The sequence below is a fragment of the Candidatus Sulfurimonas baltica genome (assembly GCF_015265455.1).
GTDB lineage: Bacteria > Campylobacterota > Campylobacteria > Campylobacterales > Sulfurimonadaceae > Sulfurimonas > Sulfurimonas baltica.
Genome location: NZ_CP054492.1, coordinates 946,133 through 965,246, shown reverse-complemented (window position 1 = coordinate 965,246; position 19,114 = coordinate 946,133). Strand labels below are relative to the sequence as shown.

The following is a 19,114-nucleotide window of genomic DNA, read 5'->3' as shown; positions in this document are numbered from 1 at the left end:
GTGCATCATAGTTATAACATCGTGTAACGACAGCTTATGTCACATGATGTTATAGCTATGATGGCAAAATTTAATTTTCATTACGTCTTATGAAAATATTTTTCTATAGTTTCTTGCACATCATCACTATGTATAAAATCCTTTAAAAATTGGTAGTCTTTATCTGATAAATAATCCAATGCATCATAAAAACGTCCATAGGATTGATTAGTATAAAGTTTCTCAATATGCTCTGAAAGTTCAATCACATATTTTTCTTCTTTATTATTATACTCTGTCATTTTCATCAAAAAACGAAGCACTAAAGTAATAACTCCCAACCATAAAAATAAGCCAACAGAGTGACTCCAAATAGCATCAGACGTGAGTGTATTTAGAGATTCATCTAAAAAGACAGTTATCTCAAATAAAAATTCCACCATTAACCACACAATCAGTAAGGCGAATACTATAGTCAGTGTTACCAATATTTCCAGCAAAGAACAGAAGCTAAACATAGCGCGTGAGAAACAGCATTGTTGTAGTGAGAAAGTTATACGAGATGTAAAAGATTTAGATAATTCTTGTCGCTGAAGAAATTTTCTAATAGCTGACATTGTTTCATGTGTTGTACATGTATTATATTTACGAGCAATTATCTCACCGCCTAGAAATGCGAGAAAAATCATTACAAAGTCAAGACCCTTATCACTTAGATACTCGATTAGGCTACTTACTGCTTTATTTTCTTTTGCTTCTTCCTGGCCCTCAATTAATCCAATAAATTCAGATGCTTGCTCATTTGTAGAGTCTTTTTCTAATACCATCATAAAGTATTTCTTTGCACTTTCAAGGTCTTTTAGATTAAAAAGTGCTGTTCCTCTAAACATCAAGAGTGTTACATTTTCAGGGTAACTATCTAGTGCTTTAACTAAAAATTCATCAGCCTCTTTTTCATAACCACCATCAAGAAGATTTTGAGCGTATACTTCTGCTCTTAGTTCAGAAGACAAGGCTTTATCGAAAGCAGCATCTGCCTGAACAAATGAGAATAAAAATAAAATTATAAAAAATAATTTCTTCATTAGTCTCCTAAAACAAGTATTATTTTAGCTTGCTTTAAAACATCTGCATCAAGTGCATTTATCATAGCTAACTGCTTTTTGTTGATAACAATATTTGATTTTTTATTTCGGTAAACACTATCTGGTTTAATCTCTAAAGGTATATGAAAAACACGTTTATCGTTTCGCGCTTCTTCATAACCAAACATATATCCTACTGATGTATTACGTTTCATTAGCATGTTTTTACTTACTAAATTTGCTGGGTAAATCTCTTTTCCATTTTCATCAACAAGACGAACTATCATCGCCTTTTTAAAACTATCTAATTGACTAATGTCTATTAAAATACCTGTATGGTTATTTTTTGTCATTGAACTTAAGACATTTTCTAAGTAAACAACGCCAGAGCTATTTCCTTGCGTTCGTAAATCTTCAAGAAGCTTCTGTATAGTCTCTCGCTCTTTTTGCATATAAACAGCGCTTGCATGTGCTTCAGAAATAATGGAAAAATCATTCCAGTATTTTTGTATTTTTTCATTCCATGAAAGTTTTTTTGGATCGCTTAACAACGCAGATAAAAGATCTTTACCCATTTTAAGTTTTATAGTTGCTATAGAGCTCTTGTTAGAGTTATTATAATTATTTGAGATAATTTGACCACCACGAATAACTCCCTGAACACGACTGGAAATAATATCACTTGTCTGCATTCCGTCTTCGATAGTAATCTCTGAATCTATCTGCACACCCTTAACAACTTCAAGGAGATTTCTTTGTGCTATTACTTTTGCAGAAATTTTTGCAGCAAAACTACTTTGACCTTCAGCTGATTCACCTTCACAAAGTATATGCCCCTCTGTCCAGTTTATTTTACATAAACCAGTGTCATCTATAACGTCGCGTGATTGAAGGCTTAAGCAAAGTAATAAAACTAAGAGTGTAAATTTTTTCATAAAAATCCTTTTATTTTGTTATTAGCCAAAGATATAGGGCACCATCTTTATCTATATACTCATCTTTAACAATAACATTTTGAATATGATTAGAAGATGTCTGGTGTGAGCTAGAATGAACCTCTTGAGTGTTATCTTTAGAGCTGCTGTATAAAGTAACTATACTCTCAACATGTATATTTAACTGTGCGGACAACCTCGCCTTAGCAGTAATAAGTGCTATCTTTTTTTGAAGTTTTTTGTTACGCTGTTTTTCAGCATAACCGACGACACCATTGTAACCTTTATAGTTAGGATTACTTATCCATACTGGTTTTGAATTTTTTTCTATAGTTTTAACTTGCATACTATTTGTTACAGTAATTTGTTTCTGCTTTACACAGCCGCTGAAAAATAAAATTGACGATATTATTAAAAAGTAAAATATATTCATCATAATTCCTAAATAATTTGCTTATTGTATTTAAATTTTTATTTAACGTATATAAAAACTACATCCAATATTCTATTTTTACTAAGTTTCAGCTCATCTTGTAAGCCGAGCTTATCAAAATGTAGAACTAAAATAACAGATAGAAGTTAAAATAAACTAAGCAATATGCTTGTCTTAATTTTTATTGGCATTAATAAATATAAACGCTATAATTGCACATCAATACTCAGATATAAAAAAATGTTCACTTATGTTCATAAATCTAAATTAAAATACACACAAGGAAAAAAATGAAACTACTACTATCACTATTAATGCTATTAACAGTAGCTAATGCACAAGATAAACTAGAAACTTCAAAAACAAGTTGTATTCAACAATCTGTTTATCCAAACAAAACTTTGGATGAACAAAAAAAGATACTAATTGAAAAAGCAAAACAAAAATCTCTTGAAGAGTTATATGGAACATTAATAGTTTCAAAAACAGATATTGAAAATGGTAAATTAGTAAGTGATGCTATAAAGTCTCGTGCAGTTGGTGCAGTAAGAGTAAAAGGCAATCCATCATTTTATAATGGTAAAAACCTTGGTGAAATTTGTACAGATGTAAATGTTTATATAACTAAAAAAGATTTAGAAAAATATAGACCTAAAAAAGTATCTTTAACACACTTTTGTTTTAATGACCCAGCAGTTGCAATGAAAGATATAAAACAACAAGCAAAATATGGAGCATATAAAGAGATGATATCTCAATATAAAGCTTCTTTAAAATTAAGTGGCGAACAATCAGAACAACTGATACATGAGTTTGTAATAAGTAATGATAAATTTGACTTTGATACTGCTTCTTATTGTTTTAATGCTGTGGGGACTATCCTTCCTTATGAGTTAGAGATGGATGAAAACATTCAAATAAAAAAGGTCACTTCTATAAAAGAAGTACTATCAAAAAATCAAACTTGGAGAGGATATTATATTTGTGGTCAAGGAAAAACGAATTTAGATGTAAATATTAAATATGTTGATAGTGAAGATATTAAAGCAACATTTAAATTTAGTGGTAATGGAAGAGGAGAATTTGAATTATATGGAATATATAATAAAGAAACGAAAGAGTTAAATTTTATGCCTGGAAAATGGATTTATAATCCAAATGGTTATAGCACTGTTGGAATGAAAGGGTATATTATTAATGATAAAATATATCGTGGAAATATAGATTCAGGTTGCCAAGAGTTTGAAGTAAAATTGAAAAAATAGTTTAATAAAAGTTCTCTTTATTTGAAATAAACCAAATAAAACTATAAGATATCTCTACACCCAAAAACGGGTAATAGGTATCTTATGAAAAAAAGAAAAATCAAAAGACTACTTTAAAAAAAACATTAAAATTCAACGATAATAAAAATTAGTTTTTATATCTTAAACTTATATTTGGAACAATGTCAGCTATATAGAGTTTCCATGTTCCACAAAGTGTTCAAAAAGTCACAATCGTAATTTTCCATAAATCCTTAGGAATTTTGGAACAACTTTTCAAAGTACTAAAACGGTACCAAAAACGGTCACTAAACTTCACTTAATTTCCTGTTTTTGAGGAAATTTTAAAATAAAGAAGCCTTTATTTCCCACTATTTCCGGAAGTTATAGGAAAAGAAGTGTGTTCGTAATAGACCCGTATGTTCGTATCCGAAACTATTTTGTAATATCAAAGTACATTGTGTCCAAATTTCTCTATACAAAGAGATATAATTCATCTTCAATAATTGCTTTTACGCTTGTATGATTATTTTGGATAGTTCTATAATTAATGCCTGAAATCTTATCCGACATAGTGATCCAAAATTCATCCTTGATACCAAGATGATTGTCCTTTAACTCTTTTTTTATAACTTTATCATAGATAATTTTTGCATCATAAATATACATCTCAAACATAAATGCATCTTTAGTATTAGTCTTGAGCATATTTCGCAAATAGTCTTTATGTTTATCTATTTTCTTTGTGGTAATTTCTCTTACTAAAAAAGACTCCTGAGTTAATAAAGAAAACGCCATCCCTTGATTGTACTCATTTAATACATCCCTGCCAATAGTTATTGAATTATTCTCTACCGTATTAACAACTGGATATTTACTATTATTAACACTTACTGATACATGCTTTGATATTGAATGTTTATTATGTGCTAAATATTTTTTAACTTTATCATAATTAATCTCAGCTTTTACATGAGTCAAGATAAACCATGATTCATTATCAAGATCTGAAGTTTCATCTACATTAGCAACTGATATAACTTCTTTATAGATCAAATCGCCTTCTTCTTTTACATAGACAATATTTCTACTATTATGTTCTATATAGATGTAATCACTTAGTTTTACATTTGACTCATTACGATGAATTTTAGTTATCTCAGTTACTTCATATACAAAATTTATAATATCAAATATTTTACTATTTATGTTCTTGTTTAAATAGACATGATCATCATCATAATGCTTAAAGGGTAGTCCTTTATATGACTTAACCATATCACTTAATTGTGAGTATGCGCCGAATCCATCTTTTGGGCCATCAAGAGCATTACTTTTAACATAAAACTCTAATGTGTCACCAATATCTCGTTCTTCGAGATATTGGTTGATATTTTTTTTATTAACTTCATAAAAATTAATAATTTCGTCTATAACTTTTTTATTATGTTTATTACGTAAAAACAATTCGTATATAGCCGTATAATAGAACTCCACCCCAGCTAAGTCTTCTAAGTAGGAATAATCTTTTAGGTCTGGTAATCTACTGGCTATAAAATCAATATTGTTACTCATATAATCACCCTACTTCAATTTGAGAATTTTAAGACACTCAATTTTAATTATTTCAGGTGCATCTGTTGCAACATCCATATATTTTTCAAAAGGCTTTACAATTTCTATCTCTTCATGAAAAATTTTAGTATCAAGCGCCATCAAAGATTCATATAATTCACTCACATCATTTAGCGTAATATGCTCTTTATCATAAAGATTTTTTAAAATATTATCTGCGTATTTTATGGCAATAGCTATATCTATAATATCTCTTGTTAAGTTATCATTACGTCTATATACAATTTTTTTAGCGATTATATCTTCTATGCTTTCAACATAAACAGTAGATGAGAATAGACTATTTGAGTCATCTACTAAACAATCAGCGATATTATCTTGAGACACCAATACATCAACCTTTATATTATTTTCTCTAAAAAGTACTCTAATATGATTAGATAAGTCAATATATTTATCACCATTAAAAATGGAAGTCTCTTCTATCCAATGTTTTGGGCTCAGATAGTTAAGAACTTGCACATCAGTTACAAACAGATCAATATCAAAACTAAGTCTATGTTGAAAATAATATATAGCCAAAGCAGTACCGCCACCAAAACGAATAAGAGAATTATTTTTATCTGGTAAATATGGATACGCATCTCGAATAAAACCGTTTAAAGCATTAATCTGGTCGCTGTAGTGTTCTTTTACAAACTCTATATTGTCTATCATGCTGATAACAACTTCTGCACTCTATCAATCGGAATTTTATAGTAGTGTATAAAATCTTCTATCTCAGTTTCCATCGCTTCATTTTTGATAGTTTTAAGTGCATATTTATCATATATATTTAACTCTTCTTTTTTATAAAACAGTTTTTTCAAACTTGTAAGTGTATAGTGTTTTGATTTATCGCCTATAGAACAGTTTACCGTTGATAATAGCATCATAGGTTTAGGTTTTGGATTACTTTTTTCTAATATACTCAAGACCTCTTCTAGTTCAAGGCTTTTTAAAAGTTTCGCAAGCTGATGCTTCTTATGTTCAGGCTTATTCCAATCAAATAGTGTGGCAGGAGCAACACCAAATACACTGTTAATATCTTTTGTTTTCATGAAACACTCCTTTTTGTTATTATACGATAATCGGATAAATATTACAAGTATGTTATAGTTTGAAGTACAATTGAAATCTACAAGCATATAATAATGTATTTTAAAGAAGAAGGTATTCACATGAATAATTTACAATATAGTGAAAATAGATACAATTTATTAGTTCAACACTTTAATAAATTTGCAATTACAAAAGAAGAGTTGGCAAAGTATGTCCTTGGAGTCTCATTATCAACAGTTAATCGTTATATGGCAATTGGTGTTGGTGTGCCTCAATGGAAAAAGCTAGGATCGAAAGAACATAGTAAGGTCGTATTTGATCTTTTAGATGTTGCTAATTTTCTTGAGTCCAATAAAATTAAGATTGCATAATATATCTGCCTAAGTAAATCATATTTTTCTAGGGTATTTCATAGGGTCTTTAGTATTTCATACTATATAATGGCACAAATTGACATAGTTAGTAAGATTTTTAAAAGTGCGATATATGACTGTATAGGTCACTTTGAGACATCATCACACAACATAAGAAAACCATTTAAAAGAACTCATAACCCGAAGGTCACAGGTTCAAATCCTGTTTCCGCAACCAATCAAAATACTTTTCAAACCCAACAAACAGCCACATTAAACGTCAATTTTTGCCATATTTAATATTAAGCGGCATTTGTTATAATAAATCCAATTTTTTACCAAAGGCTCTCTATGAATATAGCGTTGAAATTTTTTGTACTTCTTTCTTTTTTAATTTTCTACACCTCAGTAAATGCTGACACTCCTCAAATCAAAGGTCTTGATAAAGAGTTAAAAAAACCGTTGATTGAGCGATACATTATGGATGAACTTAAAGATTTGCGAATGGAGAATATGAAAATTAAAAATGAGGTTGAAAAAAGAATTTCAAGAGCAGAAGTTGAGCAAACAGACAGAGCAGCCAGATATATTACTGACACAATCGGCAATATGTTTTACCTAATTGCTGCTGCAACATCTATACTTATTTTTGCCGGATGGAACTCACTTAGAGATGTAAAACGAAAAACTGAAGAGATAGTTGAAACCAGATTAGATGCAATTACGCAAAAATATAATGCTCAGATGCAAACTCTACAAGAGACACTGACACAACAATCTAAAAAAATATTGGATAATCAAAACAAAATATATAACACACAGTATATCCACTCTTTATGGATGCGCTCAAATTTGGAGACAAATCCACAATCGAGAATAGACCTTTATGATGAAATTTTAAAAGTAAATAGCAATGATGCGGAAGTTTATGCTTATAAAGCAGATGCAGTTATTGACATAGATGAGTACGAGTGGGCCTTAAGTCTTAGTAATAAAGCCATAGAAATTGACCCAGAATACGGGTACGCTTACTGGCAGCGCTCTTGCGCAAATGCGGCTCTTAACAATAAGAATGAGGCAATTGAAGACTTACAAACAGCCATAGAAAAATCTCCCCATTTAAAAGATGAGATTGATGGCGAAGTATTGTTTGAAAATATAAAAGAGAGTGAAGATTTCAAAAAGATTCAAGGTTAATTTACAAAGGCAACTGCTTAACCCAAAAAAACTTCATTTGTGGGTTAAGATGTACAATAGTAATAAAATAGCTTAATAAAGAGTGAAATTATTTTCAAGTGACACTAGGTTGTTCTCTTTGAGTTGTTTAATAAGGTCTGCTATTTTTAGAGCTTTTTCCTCTTCATTAGCAATTGAACTCTCTGCATCTAAATTAAACTTATTCATATTTATATCTAAATATCCCGTGTCAAATTTTCCATTTTTAAAATTCTCATCTCTTGCTATCTCTCTATGAAGTGATATATTAGTTTTGAAGCCCTCTATATGAAACTCATCCAATGCTCTCCTAGCTTTAGCAACTGCACCCTTCCAATCAAGAGCCCAAACAATCAGCTTTCCAAGCATAGAGTCATAACATGTAGGCAGTTCGTACCCACTATATAGGCTGGTGTCTAGTCTTACTCCAGGACCACCAGGTGTTAAATATTTTTTAACCACTCCAACCGTTGGCATAAAATTTTTCTGAGGATCTTCAGAGTTGATTCTAAACTCTATAGCATATCCTCTAAACTGTATCTCATGTTGCAAATATTTTAGCTTGTCACCGGCAGCTATCTCTATCATTCTTTGAATAATATCGACTCCTGTAACTATCTCAGTTATTGGATGTTCAACTTGAACTCTCGTATTCATCTCTATAAAGTATATATTATCTTTCTCATCAACTAAAAATTCTACAGTACCTACGCTCTCATATCCAAGCTCTTTCATAGCATTTACGGAGATATTGCAAAGTCTTTGTCTAACTTCATCGCTTAACAATGGTGATGGTGTTATCTCTATAACCTTTTGATGTCGTCGCTGAATAGAACAGTCTCTTTCGCCTAAATGGACTACATTTCCATATTGGTCAGCAACAATTTGAATCTCAATATGCCTAGGATTTTGAACATATTTTTCTATAAAAACATCCCCTTTACCAAAATATTTTATAGATTCGTTGGTAGCGGAGTCAAACATTTTTGAAAAATCTTCAGCAATATGGACAATTCTCATACCCCTTCCACCACCACCAAATGCTGCTTTTATTATGACTGGATAACCTATCTCCCCAGCAATTTTTCTACCCTCTTCTTCATCTGCTATCGGGGAATTTGTCCCTTCTAAAACTGGAACGCCTATTTTTTTCATAGCAACTTTTGAAGCCATTTTATCACCAAAGAGTTCTATATGTTTTGGTTTTGGTCCTATAAAAATCAACCCATTATCTTCGCACTCTTGTGCAAATTCAGCACTCTCTGACAAGAAGCCGTAACCAGGATGGATAGCATCACAGTTTGTTTTTTTTGCTATATTAATTATTTTGTCATATTTCAGATACGCATCTACTGAGTTGCCAACTATAGGGTAACACTCATCGGCTCTTGCAACCCATACTCCATTTGCATCAGCTTCAGAAAATACAACTACAGATTTTATTTCAAGTTCTTTACATGCTCTTATAATTCTAAGGGCTATTTCTCCTCTATTGGCTACTAATATTTTAGAAATTTTTTTCATAATATATCCTCATACTTAATTAAAACGATATTCTAATCAATTAAAAACTAAAACTCTTCTTATTTTTTGTCAATTTATTTGTTCATAAATACAGTAATTATTGTCCATAATTGTCATTTTTGTTATCTAAACTTGCTATAATTTTTTTTATGAATAAAAATACTTTAGAAAAAAATACTAAAATAGCCAATAGCATAATGTATTATATTTATACACATATAGATGTAAACATTGACATGTATGAACTAAGTGACAATTTTGGTATAAGTAAATTTCATATGCATAAAGTATTTAAAAATACATTTGGCAAAAATATCTATGAGAGCATTAAATCAATAAGATTACAAAAAGCTGCCAGCCTTCTCTTAACCAATAAATACTCTACAATATCAGAAGTAGCTAAGCTATGTGGATATAGTTCTCATTCCTCATTTATAAAAGCTTTTAAAAACAAATTTGAAGTTGGACCCAAAGATTGGAGAAACGGTGCATATATAAACTATTCAAACTCTATTTTACAAGCGTCTAACATATCTACAAATTCCAGTGTAGATTTCTCAAAACTTTGTGCAACAATAGTTAATATGCCATCTATAAAAAGTTACTATATACGCAACAACGGATATATTAACAATGTAAAAGAGACTTGGCAAAAACTCTATACTCTGATTTTGAATCATAATGTAAAAAAATATCAAATGGTAGCTCTTCTGCACGATAATCCAACCATAACAGATCTTAATAACTGTCAATACATAGCTTGCATAATAACAGATGAACAAGAGGAAGTGTTTACAAAAAGATTGCCAAATTTTAAAATTTCCGACGGCGTATATGCAAAGTTTGATTTGCAGGGCAAAGGAGAAGATGTACTAAGATTTATACAATGGGTATATCATGATTGGCTTGTTGATAGTGAATATGAAACAACAACAAAACCTTCATTTATTGTTTACCATAAAAACAATTATCTAAATAATGAAAATTTATTTGATATAAGTTATTACCTACCAATTAAATTTTAAAACTTAGTCTCTGCACTTATATATCACTCAAAAAGTGCTAAATATGCAAATACCTCTTCGCTCGAACCTCTAAACTTCACTTTTTCTGAGCGCTTAAGTATTTGATAGTCATACATAGGGTCATAATACTCTACTAAAAGATACTCAACCCACTCTTTATGTGCGTCTAGTGTTGTGCTTCTAATCTGTTCATTATATGCTTTTTCAAAAATAGTAGTTACATGTAGATATCTCTCGCTGCCGATTCTTTTTTTTATCCTGCTCATTGCACTTAGTATATCATCTCTCCACACACCAAGCGCATCAACAAACCCTCCATCTGCATACATTTTCTGTGCATCGGTTACATATTCATTAAATGTCGTATCTATTCTCTCTTTCATAGATGTCTCCAAAATAACAAGGGGAGCTGTTAAAAGATATTTTGCCAAACTATTTGGCATATATGCACTTCCTATGTTTTTTCCTTCATCTTCAAATACCAGATGCTTAAATCCTATGTCGAGTTTTTTGATAATATCATAAGCTAGATTATTCTCAAAATTAATCTGACTTGGCTGAGGCGTTAGTTTTCTGCCAAATGATGATCCTCTATGATTTGCCAAACCCTCAAGGTCAACGGAATTTTGTATTTTTTTGAGTAGTATTGTTTTTCCGGAGCCGGTACGTCCGCCAAGTATAATTGGTTTAAAATGATTAGGTGACTCTTCAAGTTGTGTCAACAGGTAGTTTCTAAATGCTTTATAGCCACCTTTAAGACGTGTGATATTATATCCGGCCTCACGAATCCACTCTTGAGATATTTTAGAGCGTTGTCCCCCTCTAAAGCAATAAAGCATAGCATTTGGGTTTGTCTCTATAAAATCAAGCCATGATTTTATTCTGTCATCTTTTTTTGTTCCGAAAACCAATTCATGTCCGAGTTTTATTGCCTCAGAGTTTCCTTTTTCTTTGTAACGAATACCAACAAGGTGTCTCTCCTTGTCATTCATAAGCAAAAGGTTTATGGCATTGTTAAAAGCACCTTTTTCAAACTCAACAGGAGCACGAACATCAATCAGAGGTGTATTATTTAAAACTATTGACTTAAAATCATTGATTTGAGGCATTAAATAACCTCAATCAGGTGTATACCCTTTTTAGTTGTTTCAAAGAATCTATTTTGTCCCATTATCTGCCTTAATTTATATATATTAAAATGGATTATACAACTTTAATGTGAAAGGTGTAATGTAATTATAAGACTATCCCTTATCTGTTTTACCTTTACTAAAATAAAGCACACCTGATGTAACAGTAAGAAGAGAAACCATAAGCAAAACTGCACTTACAGTCCCACTCTTGCCATCTGCAAAAGGGAGACCGCTTGTGTTCATACCAAAAAAACCTACTACAAGATTAAGAGGAAGAAATACAGCTGATATAAGAGTAAGAAGATAAACCATCTTATTCATCTTTTCGTTTGTACGTGCAGTGTAAAAATTATAAATATAATCTAGTTTTGAGAGCTGAAGTTCAGCAGAACGCTTTGTCCTCTCCATGTGCTCATGCAGGTCAATATAGCTATTTATTGGGAAACTTTCTTCTTTGTTGTAAGCTTCAATTACCTCGCTCATAATCAGTGATGCTCTTAGTAAAACCCTCTCTATTCGAAGTATGTCACGCTTAAGGTCAAGCCAATTTTTCATAAAATCATCAGTCACATTATCATCATATAAAAGCTCTTCCATATCCACAACTTTATCTTGGTAACCTGTAAAAGATTTTAAAAAACCGTCTAATATACTATCTGTAATTTTGTGTGGACCCCCAAATCTATCACCAATATCCTTAAATGTTTTTTTGTTTTTATCATACATGTAACTACTATTTGAAGTTAGTACAAAACCCGTAGAGTTAACCTCTAGCTTGTCCTTAATAACGGGAAGTCTAACAATAAGCATATCATAACCATCATTTTCATCAAAAAAAGATGGATGCAACTCGTTTGCTAAATCCTCTAGGTGTAATGTGTCAATCAACTGTTCTAAATTTTCCATAGTTATCCTTTATAATGGCATGTGCCTTACATGTAAATCAAGTTGCGGGAATGGAATCTGTATCCCATTCTTATTAAGTGTATTGTATATTAAGATTAGAAAATCTGACTTTAATGAATTTGGACGGAACTTATTGTCCCAATCTACCCACACTAACAACTCAAAATCTACGCTACTGCTGTTCATAGCTATCATCCACACTTCAGGCTTCTTATTTATATCATCTCTAATATATGTAAGATTGCAATTTTCAAGTTCATCTAATATTACTTTCTTAACAATGTCCACATCTGTCCCATATGCTACACCAAAGGGAATATGCACTCTTCTTGAGATGTCATCAAGTGTCCAGTTAATAACATTATTTTGAATAAACGATGAGTTAGGAATAACTATATCAATATTATCAAATGTTTTAATAGTAGTTGAACGGATACGCATATCTGTAACTCTGCCACGCATTGTATCATTTATCTCAATTGTATCCCCGATGCGTATAGTACGCTCAAACATTAGTATGATTCCGGCTATCAGATTTGAGACAACGGTTTGAAGTCCAAAACCGATACCGATTGACAATGCTCCTGCAATCAAAGAGATAGATGTCATATCTATTCCCAAACTCCCCATTGCAACAATAAAGGAGATAGCAATAATCAAATAATAGCCTATATTTGAGGCTAGACGCACTGACATCTGACTCATATCCGGCCATTTTCGAGAGATACGGGCAACCCATCTTTTATAAAACCTACCTACTATCAAACCAAATATAATCAAGATTATAGCTTTAATCAAACTTGACAAGCTTATTGGTTGCTCGTTAAATACGAATAATGGAGATGTGAAATAACCTTTTATTTGTGACAAAATCTCCCTGCTCTCATAAAGTGTTGAACTAAAAAAAAGTTTTGTAGAGCCGAGAACTTCTTTTGCTATTTCTCTGAGTATCTTAAACTCTTCTACATAAACTGGGAAAAATTCTGTAGAAACCTCTTTTATATGAATTTCAATTCCATCAATTAACTTAAAAAATGTTTTACTTCTTTTATTCTTCAACATGCAAAGAGATTGTTCAATCTGAAGCATAATTTTTTTGTTTAGCTGTTCTTGGTATTGTGCTTCATAAGATTGTATTTTCTTTTTGATACGTTCAATTTTAGCACTATCCTCAATCAGCGCCTTTTCAAGATCAATCTCTAAAGAAATTTTTTCCAAAGATATTTTTTCAATCTCTTTATCTGTTAGCTTCATTTTTATATCTATATCAGAATCAAAATCACACTCTAGCAGCGAAAAAACATTAAAAAGGGTTGATATTATCTCTTCTTCATGAGCATCTAGCAGCTTCTGTTTTGCCTCTATATTTTTTTCCTGAAGTTTATAATATGCGTATTGCAACTGGTAAGAGAGGAGTTTTGGTTTATCAGCTTCAACAATGTTCTCTATTGCCTGTTTTAAAAAGATTGATTTTTTATTAACTTCACGGAGCATTTTACGATTTAAATTTTGTTTAACACGCACTGAAGCGGCAGCATTAATAGCGTAATAGTAATTGTTGAAAGTCAGTGGTTTTTTTGACACTGATTTTAAATCATATAGCTCAATTTGATTTTTTTGCGATGATGCACTTCGCACTCTCGACAAATGCAGCTTCTCTTCTTCTGATATTTCTAAAGACTTTAATTTACTCTTCTCATCACTTTCAATCTGTTTTTGTATCTCTGTATAATATGCCTCATTCTCTGTGTTTTCATACAGTTTTGTGTCTATTGTTGCTGCATACAAAACATAACTGCTAAGGAGCATAATTATAAATAATTTCATTGTGTTCACCTTTGAATAAATATTGGCACAACTATAACACAAAAAAATATAAATAGTTTAATTAAAACCTCAGATTAATTCATAAACTAGATAACTCGTCACTCTGAACTTGATTCAGAGTCTCATAACTAATTATTCAAAGAGTTTAATTACATGTAACAACTACTCGGAAAATGTAATTTTTTCATTCAATAATACTTTTTGTCTCTCTATTATAGTCTCTTCATTTTGTATGATATTTTTAAATTTTGCATATAATTTATACTCAATAAATACTGCAAACACACCAAGTATACCAAGCAATGATAGCGTACTAGAGAGTTTAACATCAAAAAAGTCAAGTATCATAGCGCTAACCGCACCGCCTATCATGGCAACGGAGACAACGAATGACCTTAACATAAGATAATCTTTAATTTCTATATCATCTTTCATAAAATCAACAGTATGAATTCTTGAAATTTCAAATGTTATCGCTTGCAGAGTAAAGATACTCAATATTGTATATGTAAACACCACCATATCCATCTCAGAGAGCATATAACTGCATATCTGTATAACATCTAATATAATTACAAAAAGATATATACGGTAAATCCTAATCTTCTTAAACAGCGGTTGAATCAGTCCGTCAGTTGCACCGATAAGCATATATAAACTTATCATAAATACAGGTAAATATGTCCCTTCAAGCTTTGTAATATAGGGCATAATAACCCAGTCAATATAAGTTGTTAAAAAAAGAACAACAACCTGTAGCTTAAGTAACTTACTGTTTCCAAGCTCTCTATATAGTTCTTTATAGTGTTTTATCGCCATACTCTAACTCCATAAGATAGGCATCACACCCATCTAAATAAAAGGCTTCAAGTCTCTTTTTTATATTAAAGCCAACTCTCTCATATAAAGCAATGGCTATTTTATTGTCTGTTCGCACTTCGAGAGTAGTTTTTTTAAAACCCAAAGATATCAACTCTTTAGATACTAATTCCAATAGTTTCTCAGCTATTTTTTTTCCACGATAAGCCTCGCTAACTCCGATGGAGTACAGTTTGGCATTGGTTCGCTTTATTAACACCAAAACATATCCTGCGATACTACCATTTACCTCCGCTAAATATAACATGTTATTTCGCACATGGTAAGCAAAAGAACTTCGAGAGAGTGGAAAGTTCTCCTCCGAAAAAAGTTCACCCTCTAAGGCATAAAGCTTAGAGACATCACATAATCTTGCTTTGCGAATTATCATTTTTGATAAATTGTATATTTCGGAACAAGCTTAAATGGACGGTAGGACATCTTAACCTTACGAAGATTCTCAAATCCCATATCATCACCAACATTGATATAGACTGCATTATAATGCTCTTTAAGCATTTTGGAAAACTCACGGAAGATAAACTGAGCACATCCAAGAATTTCAAAATCTGTCTTTTCTATTATGACACTCGCTGTATCATGACTAATGCGCTCTCCTACCGTAAACCCTTTTAGCTCACCGTTAATATATATAACCAAGCCAATAAGAGAGAGTTCATCATAATATTTCAACATCTGTTTAATCGCAAAACGCTCCTGATGAATCCCTTCAAGGAAGTTTTCCGCTTCCTCTCCCGGCATGTATTTCACCCTGTCTGAGACCCACTTATTAAATAGTTTTATTATCTCATCTTTATGTTTAACGCTATCAAGCTTTTCAATAACATGTTCAGGATACGACTTTGTAAACTTATTAATCTCTGTACGTTTTGTGTGGTAGCTGTTTCCACGCAGTTCAATCAGGCTGTCAACCGAATAGATATAGTCAACAAGTTTTTTTTCTAAGATATAGTTCTCCAGCATCACAAACATACTCTCAGCTTCATCGGTAGAGTGAACAAACTCTTCAACCATAGACTCCTGCACATAATCTATGCGGGCATAATAAGGAGAACTGTTGTTGGAATTCATAATCTCAAAACACTCAATTATCACATCTGTAATATATTTTTTCTTTCCTAGTGGAGGAAGCAACATGGTGAGTTCCCCTCCCGTCATTACGAATAGACAAAAACATTTGTTTATGATTGCATAAAATCCGCTACTGTTTGCAAGCCAAATATAATTTGCTGCAAATGTATAGTCACTTATGTCTACTTCAAGTTTTAAAAGATACTTTTCCATAATAGGTTTTGAGTCAAGTATAAAAGGCTTGAGTGTTTGATTGTTTACTGTTAAATTAGCCATTAAAATCCTTTGTTTATATTAAGGGCATCTCTAAAAACTAAGAGAAATTAGCCCTTAACCAATAATTTGATAAAATAAAGAAAAAAGAGAGAAGAAAAATGGCTGGATTGTTTGATTACGAATTTCAATTGGAAAAAATAAACCAACATCAACCACCATTGAATAAACTCAACAAAGTTATCAACTGGGAAATATTTAGAGCGCCGATTGAAGAAGCGCTATACGTAGAGCCAAAAGCGCCAGGAGGAAGACCTCCTTATGACAAGTTGATGATGTTCAAGATAGTAATACTCCAAAAATACTATAACCTCTCAGACGAACAAACAGAGTTTCAAATAAAGGACAGATTGTCCTTTATGCAGTTTCTAGGACTTCAAATAGGCGATAATGTTCCAGACGAGAAGACCATATGGCTTTTTAAAGAGAACCTAAAAGAAAAGAAGCTTTCAAAAACTCTTTTTGAGCTATTCACATCTCAATTAGTCAACAAAGGAATAGTAGCTCGAGAAGGAAGTATGGTAGACGCTTCATTTGTAGATGCTCCAAGACAAAGAAACTCAAGAGAAGATAACGCGGATATTAAAAAAGGTGCTATTCCTTTAGAATTTGCAAAGAACAAAGCGAAACTTTCTCAAAAAGATACAGATGCTAAATGGATGACCAAAAACAATGAAAGACACTATGGCTACAAGAATCATGTAAACGCGGATGCTAAAACTAAACTCATAACGAAATTTAGTGTTAGTAGTGCAGCCCCTCATGATTCCACAGAGTTAGAGTCTATTGTAAATGAAAATGATAATATTTTATACGCTGATAGTGCGTACAGAAGCGCGAAGATCGAAGAGTACCTTGAAACTAAGCAATGTAAAAGTCATGTGCACGAAAAAGGATATAGAAATAATCCACTAGACGCGCAACAAAAGCTTGCCAATTCTATGAAGTCAAAAATAAGAGCGAGAGTGGAACATATATTTGGATTCATGACCAATTCAATGAATGACGCCCTGCATATGACTTCAATAGGAATAAAACGAATTGAATCAAATATAGGGTTCTTGAATCTAACCTATAATCTTTTTAGATATGAACAGTTAGTTAGGCTTCAAAAAGTGAAAATAATGTAAAAGAAGAGTAAAACAAGATGGATTACTTGAGTTTTTAAGAGTAAAATCTTAAAAACTTAGGTAATTTTTCTTACAAAAAAGTTTGAAAAGTTAAAAAAAATAAAACGGGTTGATTTAGGCTACTTTTTTAGTGGTTTTAAGAGGTGCCCTTAATATATATGAAATCATACATCGTTTTTTATATTTTGCAGTATAAATTTTCCAAGGTTCTGCTAAGTCCATATTCTAGGAATAAATCTGTATGTTTTATAGTGAATTTTATAGAAAAATTTAGAAAAATTTTCATAAAAATGAAAAAAACGGATATAGTTCCAATATAATTTTTTTATCAAAAAAAATATTCTTTTTAAACACAAACTTTTAATATATTATGGATTACAAAATGCAAAAATACGACTTGACAGAAGAGCAATACAAAGAGGCTATTAGTACATACTCTGAATCGCTGGCACTTGAGCCATATCAGGCTGAGCTTGTGAAACTTCAACAACACATAGAGAACCATAGCCTCAAGCTTATCATTCTTTTTGAGGGGCGTGATGCGGCGGGCAAAGGGAGTGTTATTGGCAGTGTTAGCCGATATATGAATCCAAAACATTACCGTATTGTTGCTTTAGGGCGTCCTAGCGAGCAGGAGAGAACACAATGGTATTTTCAAAGATATATTAAACATTTTCCTCATGGAGGAGAAATAGTACTCTTTGACAGAAGTTGGTATAACCGTGCGATGGTAGAACCTGTTTTTGGTTTTTGTTCTCAAGAGGAGCATGAGCTTTTTATGAAACATGTTGTCCCATTTGAAGAATCTTTGGTCCAACAGGGAACAGTAGTTGTCAAGCTTTACTTTAGCGTTATAAAAGAGAAGCAGGCAGAGAGGTTTGAGCAACGTAGAACAGACCCTCTTCGACAATGGAAACTAAGCGAAATTGATTTGCAGGCACAAAGCATGTGGGGGCAGTTTACAAAGACTAAATACCGTATGCTAAAAGATACATGTCACAACGAGGCACCATGGTACGTAATACGTTCAAGCGACAAACATAAGGCGCGTTTAGAGACTATGAAACTTATTTTAAATCAAATTGACTATGACGGAAAAAATCATTCACTAGATTTGTCACCTGACACAAAAACTGTTTTTACTGCCAAACAAGAGATAGAGATAATGGATAATGATGGGCTTTTATAGCTAAAATTACATAAAGTTAAGGAAATTATAAGGACACTCTCTTTATAATTTCACCCGTTATACAAGCTATAACAAATAATGGGGATTCGCCAAGTGGTAAGGCAGTAGCTTTTGGTGCTACCATTCACAGGTTCGAATCCTGTATCCCCATCCACACTACAAATATCACTCAAACAAACACTACACAAAAAGAGATATTATGCCTGAGATAGACGG

The 19,114-nt window shown here is 31.8% G+C and carries 19 protein-coding genes and 1 tRNA gene; 7 read left to right on the top strand and 13 right to left on the bottom strand.

What is annotated here, in order from left to right; translation table 11 throughout:
• Window positions 1-80: 80 nt before the first annotated feature.
• The 3 genes from HUE88_RS04800 to HUE88_RS04790 are packed head-to-tail and all read right to left on the bottom strand — an operon-like array spanning window position 81 to window position 2,435.
• On the bottom strand, window positions 81-1,064 hold the full coding sequence (locus tag HUE88_RS04800; RefSeq protein ID WP_194371644.1) for a tetratricopeptide repeat protein: 984 nt from the start codon (window positions 1,062-1,064) through the stop codon (window positions 81-83).
• Window positions 1,064-1,999 (bottom strand): hypothetical protein, encoded by a 936-nt coding sequence (locus HUE88_RS04795; RefSeq protein WP_194371642.1) that lies wholly within the window; start codon window positions 1,997-1,999, stop codon window positions 1,064-1,066. Before HUE88_RS04795 ends, HUE88_RS04800 begins: the two co-directional genes overlap by 1 nt.
• A 10-nt stretch (window positions 2,000-2,009) precedes the next feature.
• The gene (locus HUE88_RS04790; protein ID WP_194371640.1) at window positions 2,010-2,435 is read right to left on the bottom strand and encodes a hypothetical protein; all 426 of its coding nucleotides are present in this window, start codon (window positions 2,433-2,435) and stop codon (window positions 2,010-2,012) included.
• A gap of 287 nt (window positions 2,436-2,722) precedes the next feature.
• On the opposite strand from HUE88_RS04790, the gene HUE88_RS04785 reads away from it, so the two are divergent.
• Window positions 2,723-3,697, top strand: coding sequence for a hypothetical protein (locus tag HUE88_RS04785; protein ID WP_194371638.1), 975 nt, complete (start codon window positions 2,723-2,725; stop codon window positions 3,695-3,697).
• A gap of 474 nt (window positions 3,698-4,171) precedes the next feature.
• On the opposite strand, the gene HUE88_RS04780 is transcribed toward HUE88_RS04785, so the two are convergent.
• Genes HUE88_RS04780 through HUE88_RS04770 form a run of 3 tightly spaced genes read right to left on the bottom strand, consistent with a single transcriptional unit; the run spans window position 4,172 to window position 6,372 of the window.
• Window positions 4,172-5,272, bottom strand: a complete 1,101-nt coding sequence (locus HUE88_RS04780; protein WP_194371636.1) for a hypothetical protein — start codon at window positions 5,270-5,272, stop codon at window positions 4,172-4,174.
• A 9-nt stretch (window positions 5,273-5,281) separates the two neighbouring features.
• Window positions 5,282-5,989, bottom strand: a complete 708-nt coding sequence (locus HUE88_RS04775; protein WP_194371634.1) for a nucleotidyl transferase AbiEii/AbiGii toxin family protein — start codon at window positions 5,987-5,989, stop codon at window positions 5,282-5,284.
• Complete coding sequence (locus HUE88_RS04770) at window positions 5,986-6,372, bottom strand: hypothetical protein (RefSeq protein ID WP_194371632.1); 387 nt, start codon at window positions 6,370-6,372, stop codon at window positions 5,986-5,988. Before HUE88_RS04770 ends, HUE88_RS04775 begins: the two co-directional genes overlap by 4 nt.
• Window positions 6,373-6,492: 120 nt before the next feature.
• On the opposite strand from HUE88_RS04770, the gene HUE88_RS04765 reads away from it, so the two are divergent.
• Together HUE88_RS04765 and HUE88_RS04760 are read left to right on the top strand one after the other, a co-directional pair.
• A complete protein-coding gene (locus tag HUE88_RS04765; protein WP_194371630.1) occupies window positions 6,493-6,744 on the top strand; it encodes a helix-turn-helix transcriptional regulator in 252 nt (83 codons plus the stop codon).
• A 333-nt stretch (window positions 6,745-7,077) separates the two neighbouring features.
• Entirely contained in the window at window positions 7,078-7,923 is an 846-nt protein-coding gene (locus tag HUE88_RS04760) for a tetratricopeptide repeat protein (RefSeq protein WP_194371628.1), read from the top strand.
• Between the two features lie 72 nt (window positions 7,924-7,995).
• Here HUE88_RS04760 and HUE88_RS04755 read toward each other — a convergent pair whose 3' ends face one another.
• The gene (locus HUE88_RS04755) at window positions 7,996-9,465 is read right to left on the bottom strand and encodes an acetyl-CoA carboxylase biotin carboxylase subunit (RefSeq protein ID WP_194371626.1); all 1,470 of its coding nucleotides are present in this window, start codon (window positions 9,463-9,465) and stop codon (window positions 7,996-7,998) included.
• Window positions 9,466-9,614: 149 nt separating this feature from the next.
• Here HUE88_RS04755 and HUE88_RS04750 point away from each other — a divergent pair, with 149 nt between their 5' ends.
• On the top strand, window positions 9,615-10,490 hold the full coding sequence (locus HUE88_RS04750) for an AraC family transcriptional regulator (protein ID WP_194371624.1): 876 nt from the start codon (window positions 9,615-9,617) through the stop codon (window positions 10,488-10,490).
• Window positions 10,491-10,513: 23 nt separating this feature from the next.
• On the opposite strand, the gene mnmH is transcribed toward HUE88_RS04750, so the two are convergent.
• From mnmH to HUE88_RS04720, 6 genes are all read right to left on the bottom strand, one after another.
• Entirely contained in the window at window positions 10,514-11,599 is a 1,086-nt protein-coding gene (gene mnmH / locus HUE88_RS04745; protein WP_194371622.1) for a tRNA 2-selenouridine(34) synthase MnmH, read from the bottom strand.
• A gap of 135 nt (window positions 11,600-11,734) precedes the next feature.
• Window positions 11,735-12,529 (bottom strand): magnesium transporter CorA family protein, encoded by a 795-nt coding sequence (locus HUE88_RS04740; RefSeq protein ID WP_194371620.1) that lies wholly within the window; start codon window positions 12,527-12,529, stop codon window positions 11,735-11,737.
• 9 nt (window positions 12,530-12,538) lie between these two features.
• Window positions 12,539-14,356 (bottom strand): mechanosensitive ion channel family protein, encoded by a 1,818-nt coding sequence (locus tag HUE88_RS04735; RefSeq protein ID WP_194371618.1) that lies wholly within the window; start codon window positions 14,354-14,356, stop codon window positions 12,539-12,541.
• A 162-nt stretch (window positions 14,357-14,518) separates the two neighbouring features.
• The gene (locus HUE88_RS04730) at window positions 14,519-15,175 is read right to left on the bottom strand and encodes a hypothetical protein (RefSeq protein WP_194371611.1); all 657 of its coding nucleotides are present in this window, start codon (window positions 15,173-15,175) and stop codon (window positions 14,519-14,521) included.
• Window positions 15,156-15,605 (bottom strand): ribosomal protein S18-alanine N-acetyltransferase, encoded by a 450-nt coding sequence (rimI, locus tag HUE88_RS04725; RefSeq protein ID WP_194371609.1) that lies wholly within the window; start codon window positions 15,603-15,605, stop codon window positions 15,156-15,158. The genes HUE88_RS04730 and rimI overlap by 20 nt, the downstream gene beginning before the upstream one ends.
• Complete coding sequence (locus HUE88_RS04720; RefSeq protein WP_194371599.1) at window positions 15,602-16,582, bottom strand: DUF2156 domain-containing protein; 981 nt, start codon at window positions 16,580-16,582, stop codon at window positions 15,602-15,604. Before HUE88_RS04720 ends, rimI begins: the two co-directional genes overlap by 4 nt.
• A 98-nt stretch (window positions 16,583-16,680) precedes the next feature.
• Here HUE88_RS04720 and HUE88_RS04715 point away from each other — a divergent pair, with 98 nt between their 5' ends.
• From HUE88_RS04715 to HUE88_RS04705, 3 genes are all read left to right on the top strand, one after another.
• Window positions 16,681-17,709: an IS5 family transposase gene (locus tag HUE88_RS04715; protein ID WP_194371597.1), complete on the top strand. Its 1,029-nt coding sequence runs from the start codon at window positions 16,681-16,683 to the stop codon at window positions 17,707-17,709.
• A 382-nt stretch (window positions 17,710-18,091) separates the two neighbouring features.
• Complete coding sequence (ppk2, locus tag HUE88_RS04710; RefSeq protein WP_194371595.1) at window positions 18,092-18,898, top strand: polyphosphate kinase 2; 807 nt, start codon at window positions 18,092-18,094, stop codon at window positions 18,896-18,898.
• Between the two features lie 79 nt (window positions 18,899-18,977).
• Window positions 18,978-19,052: transfer RNA gene (locus HUE88_RS04705), tRNA-Gln, on the top strand.
• Window positions 19,053-19,114: the final 62 nt, after the last annotated feature.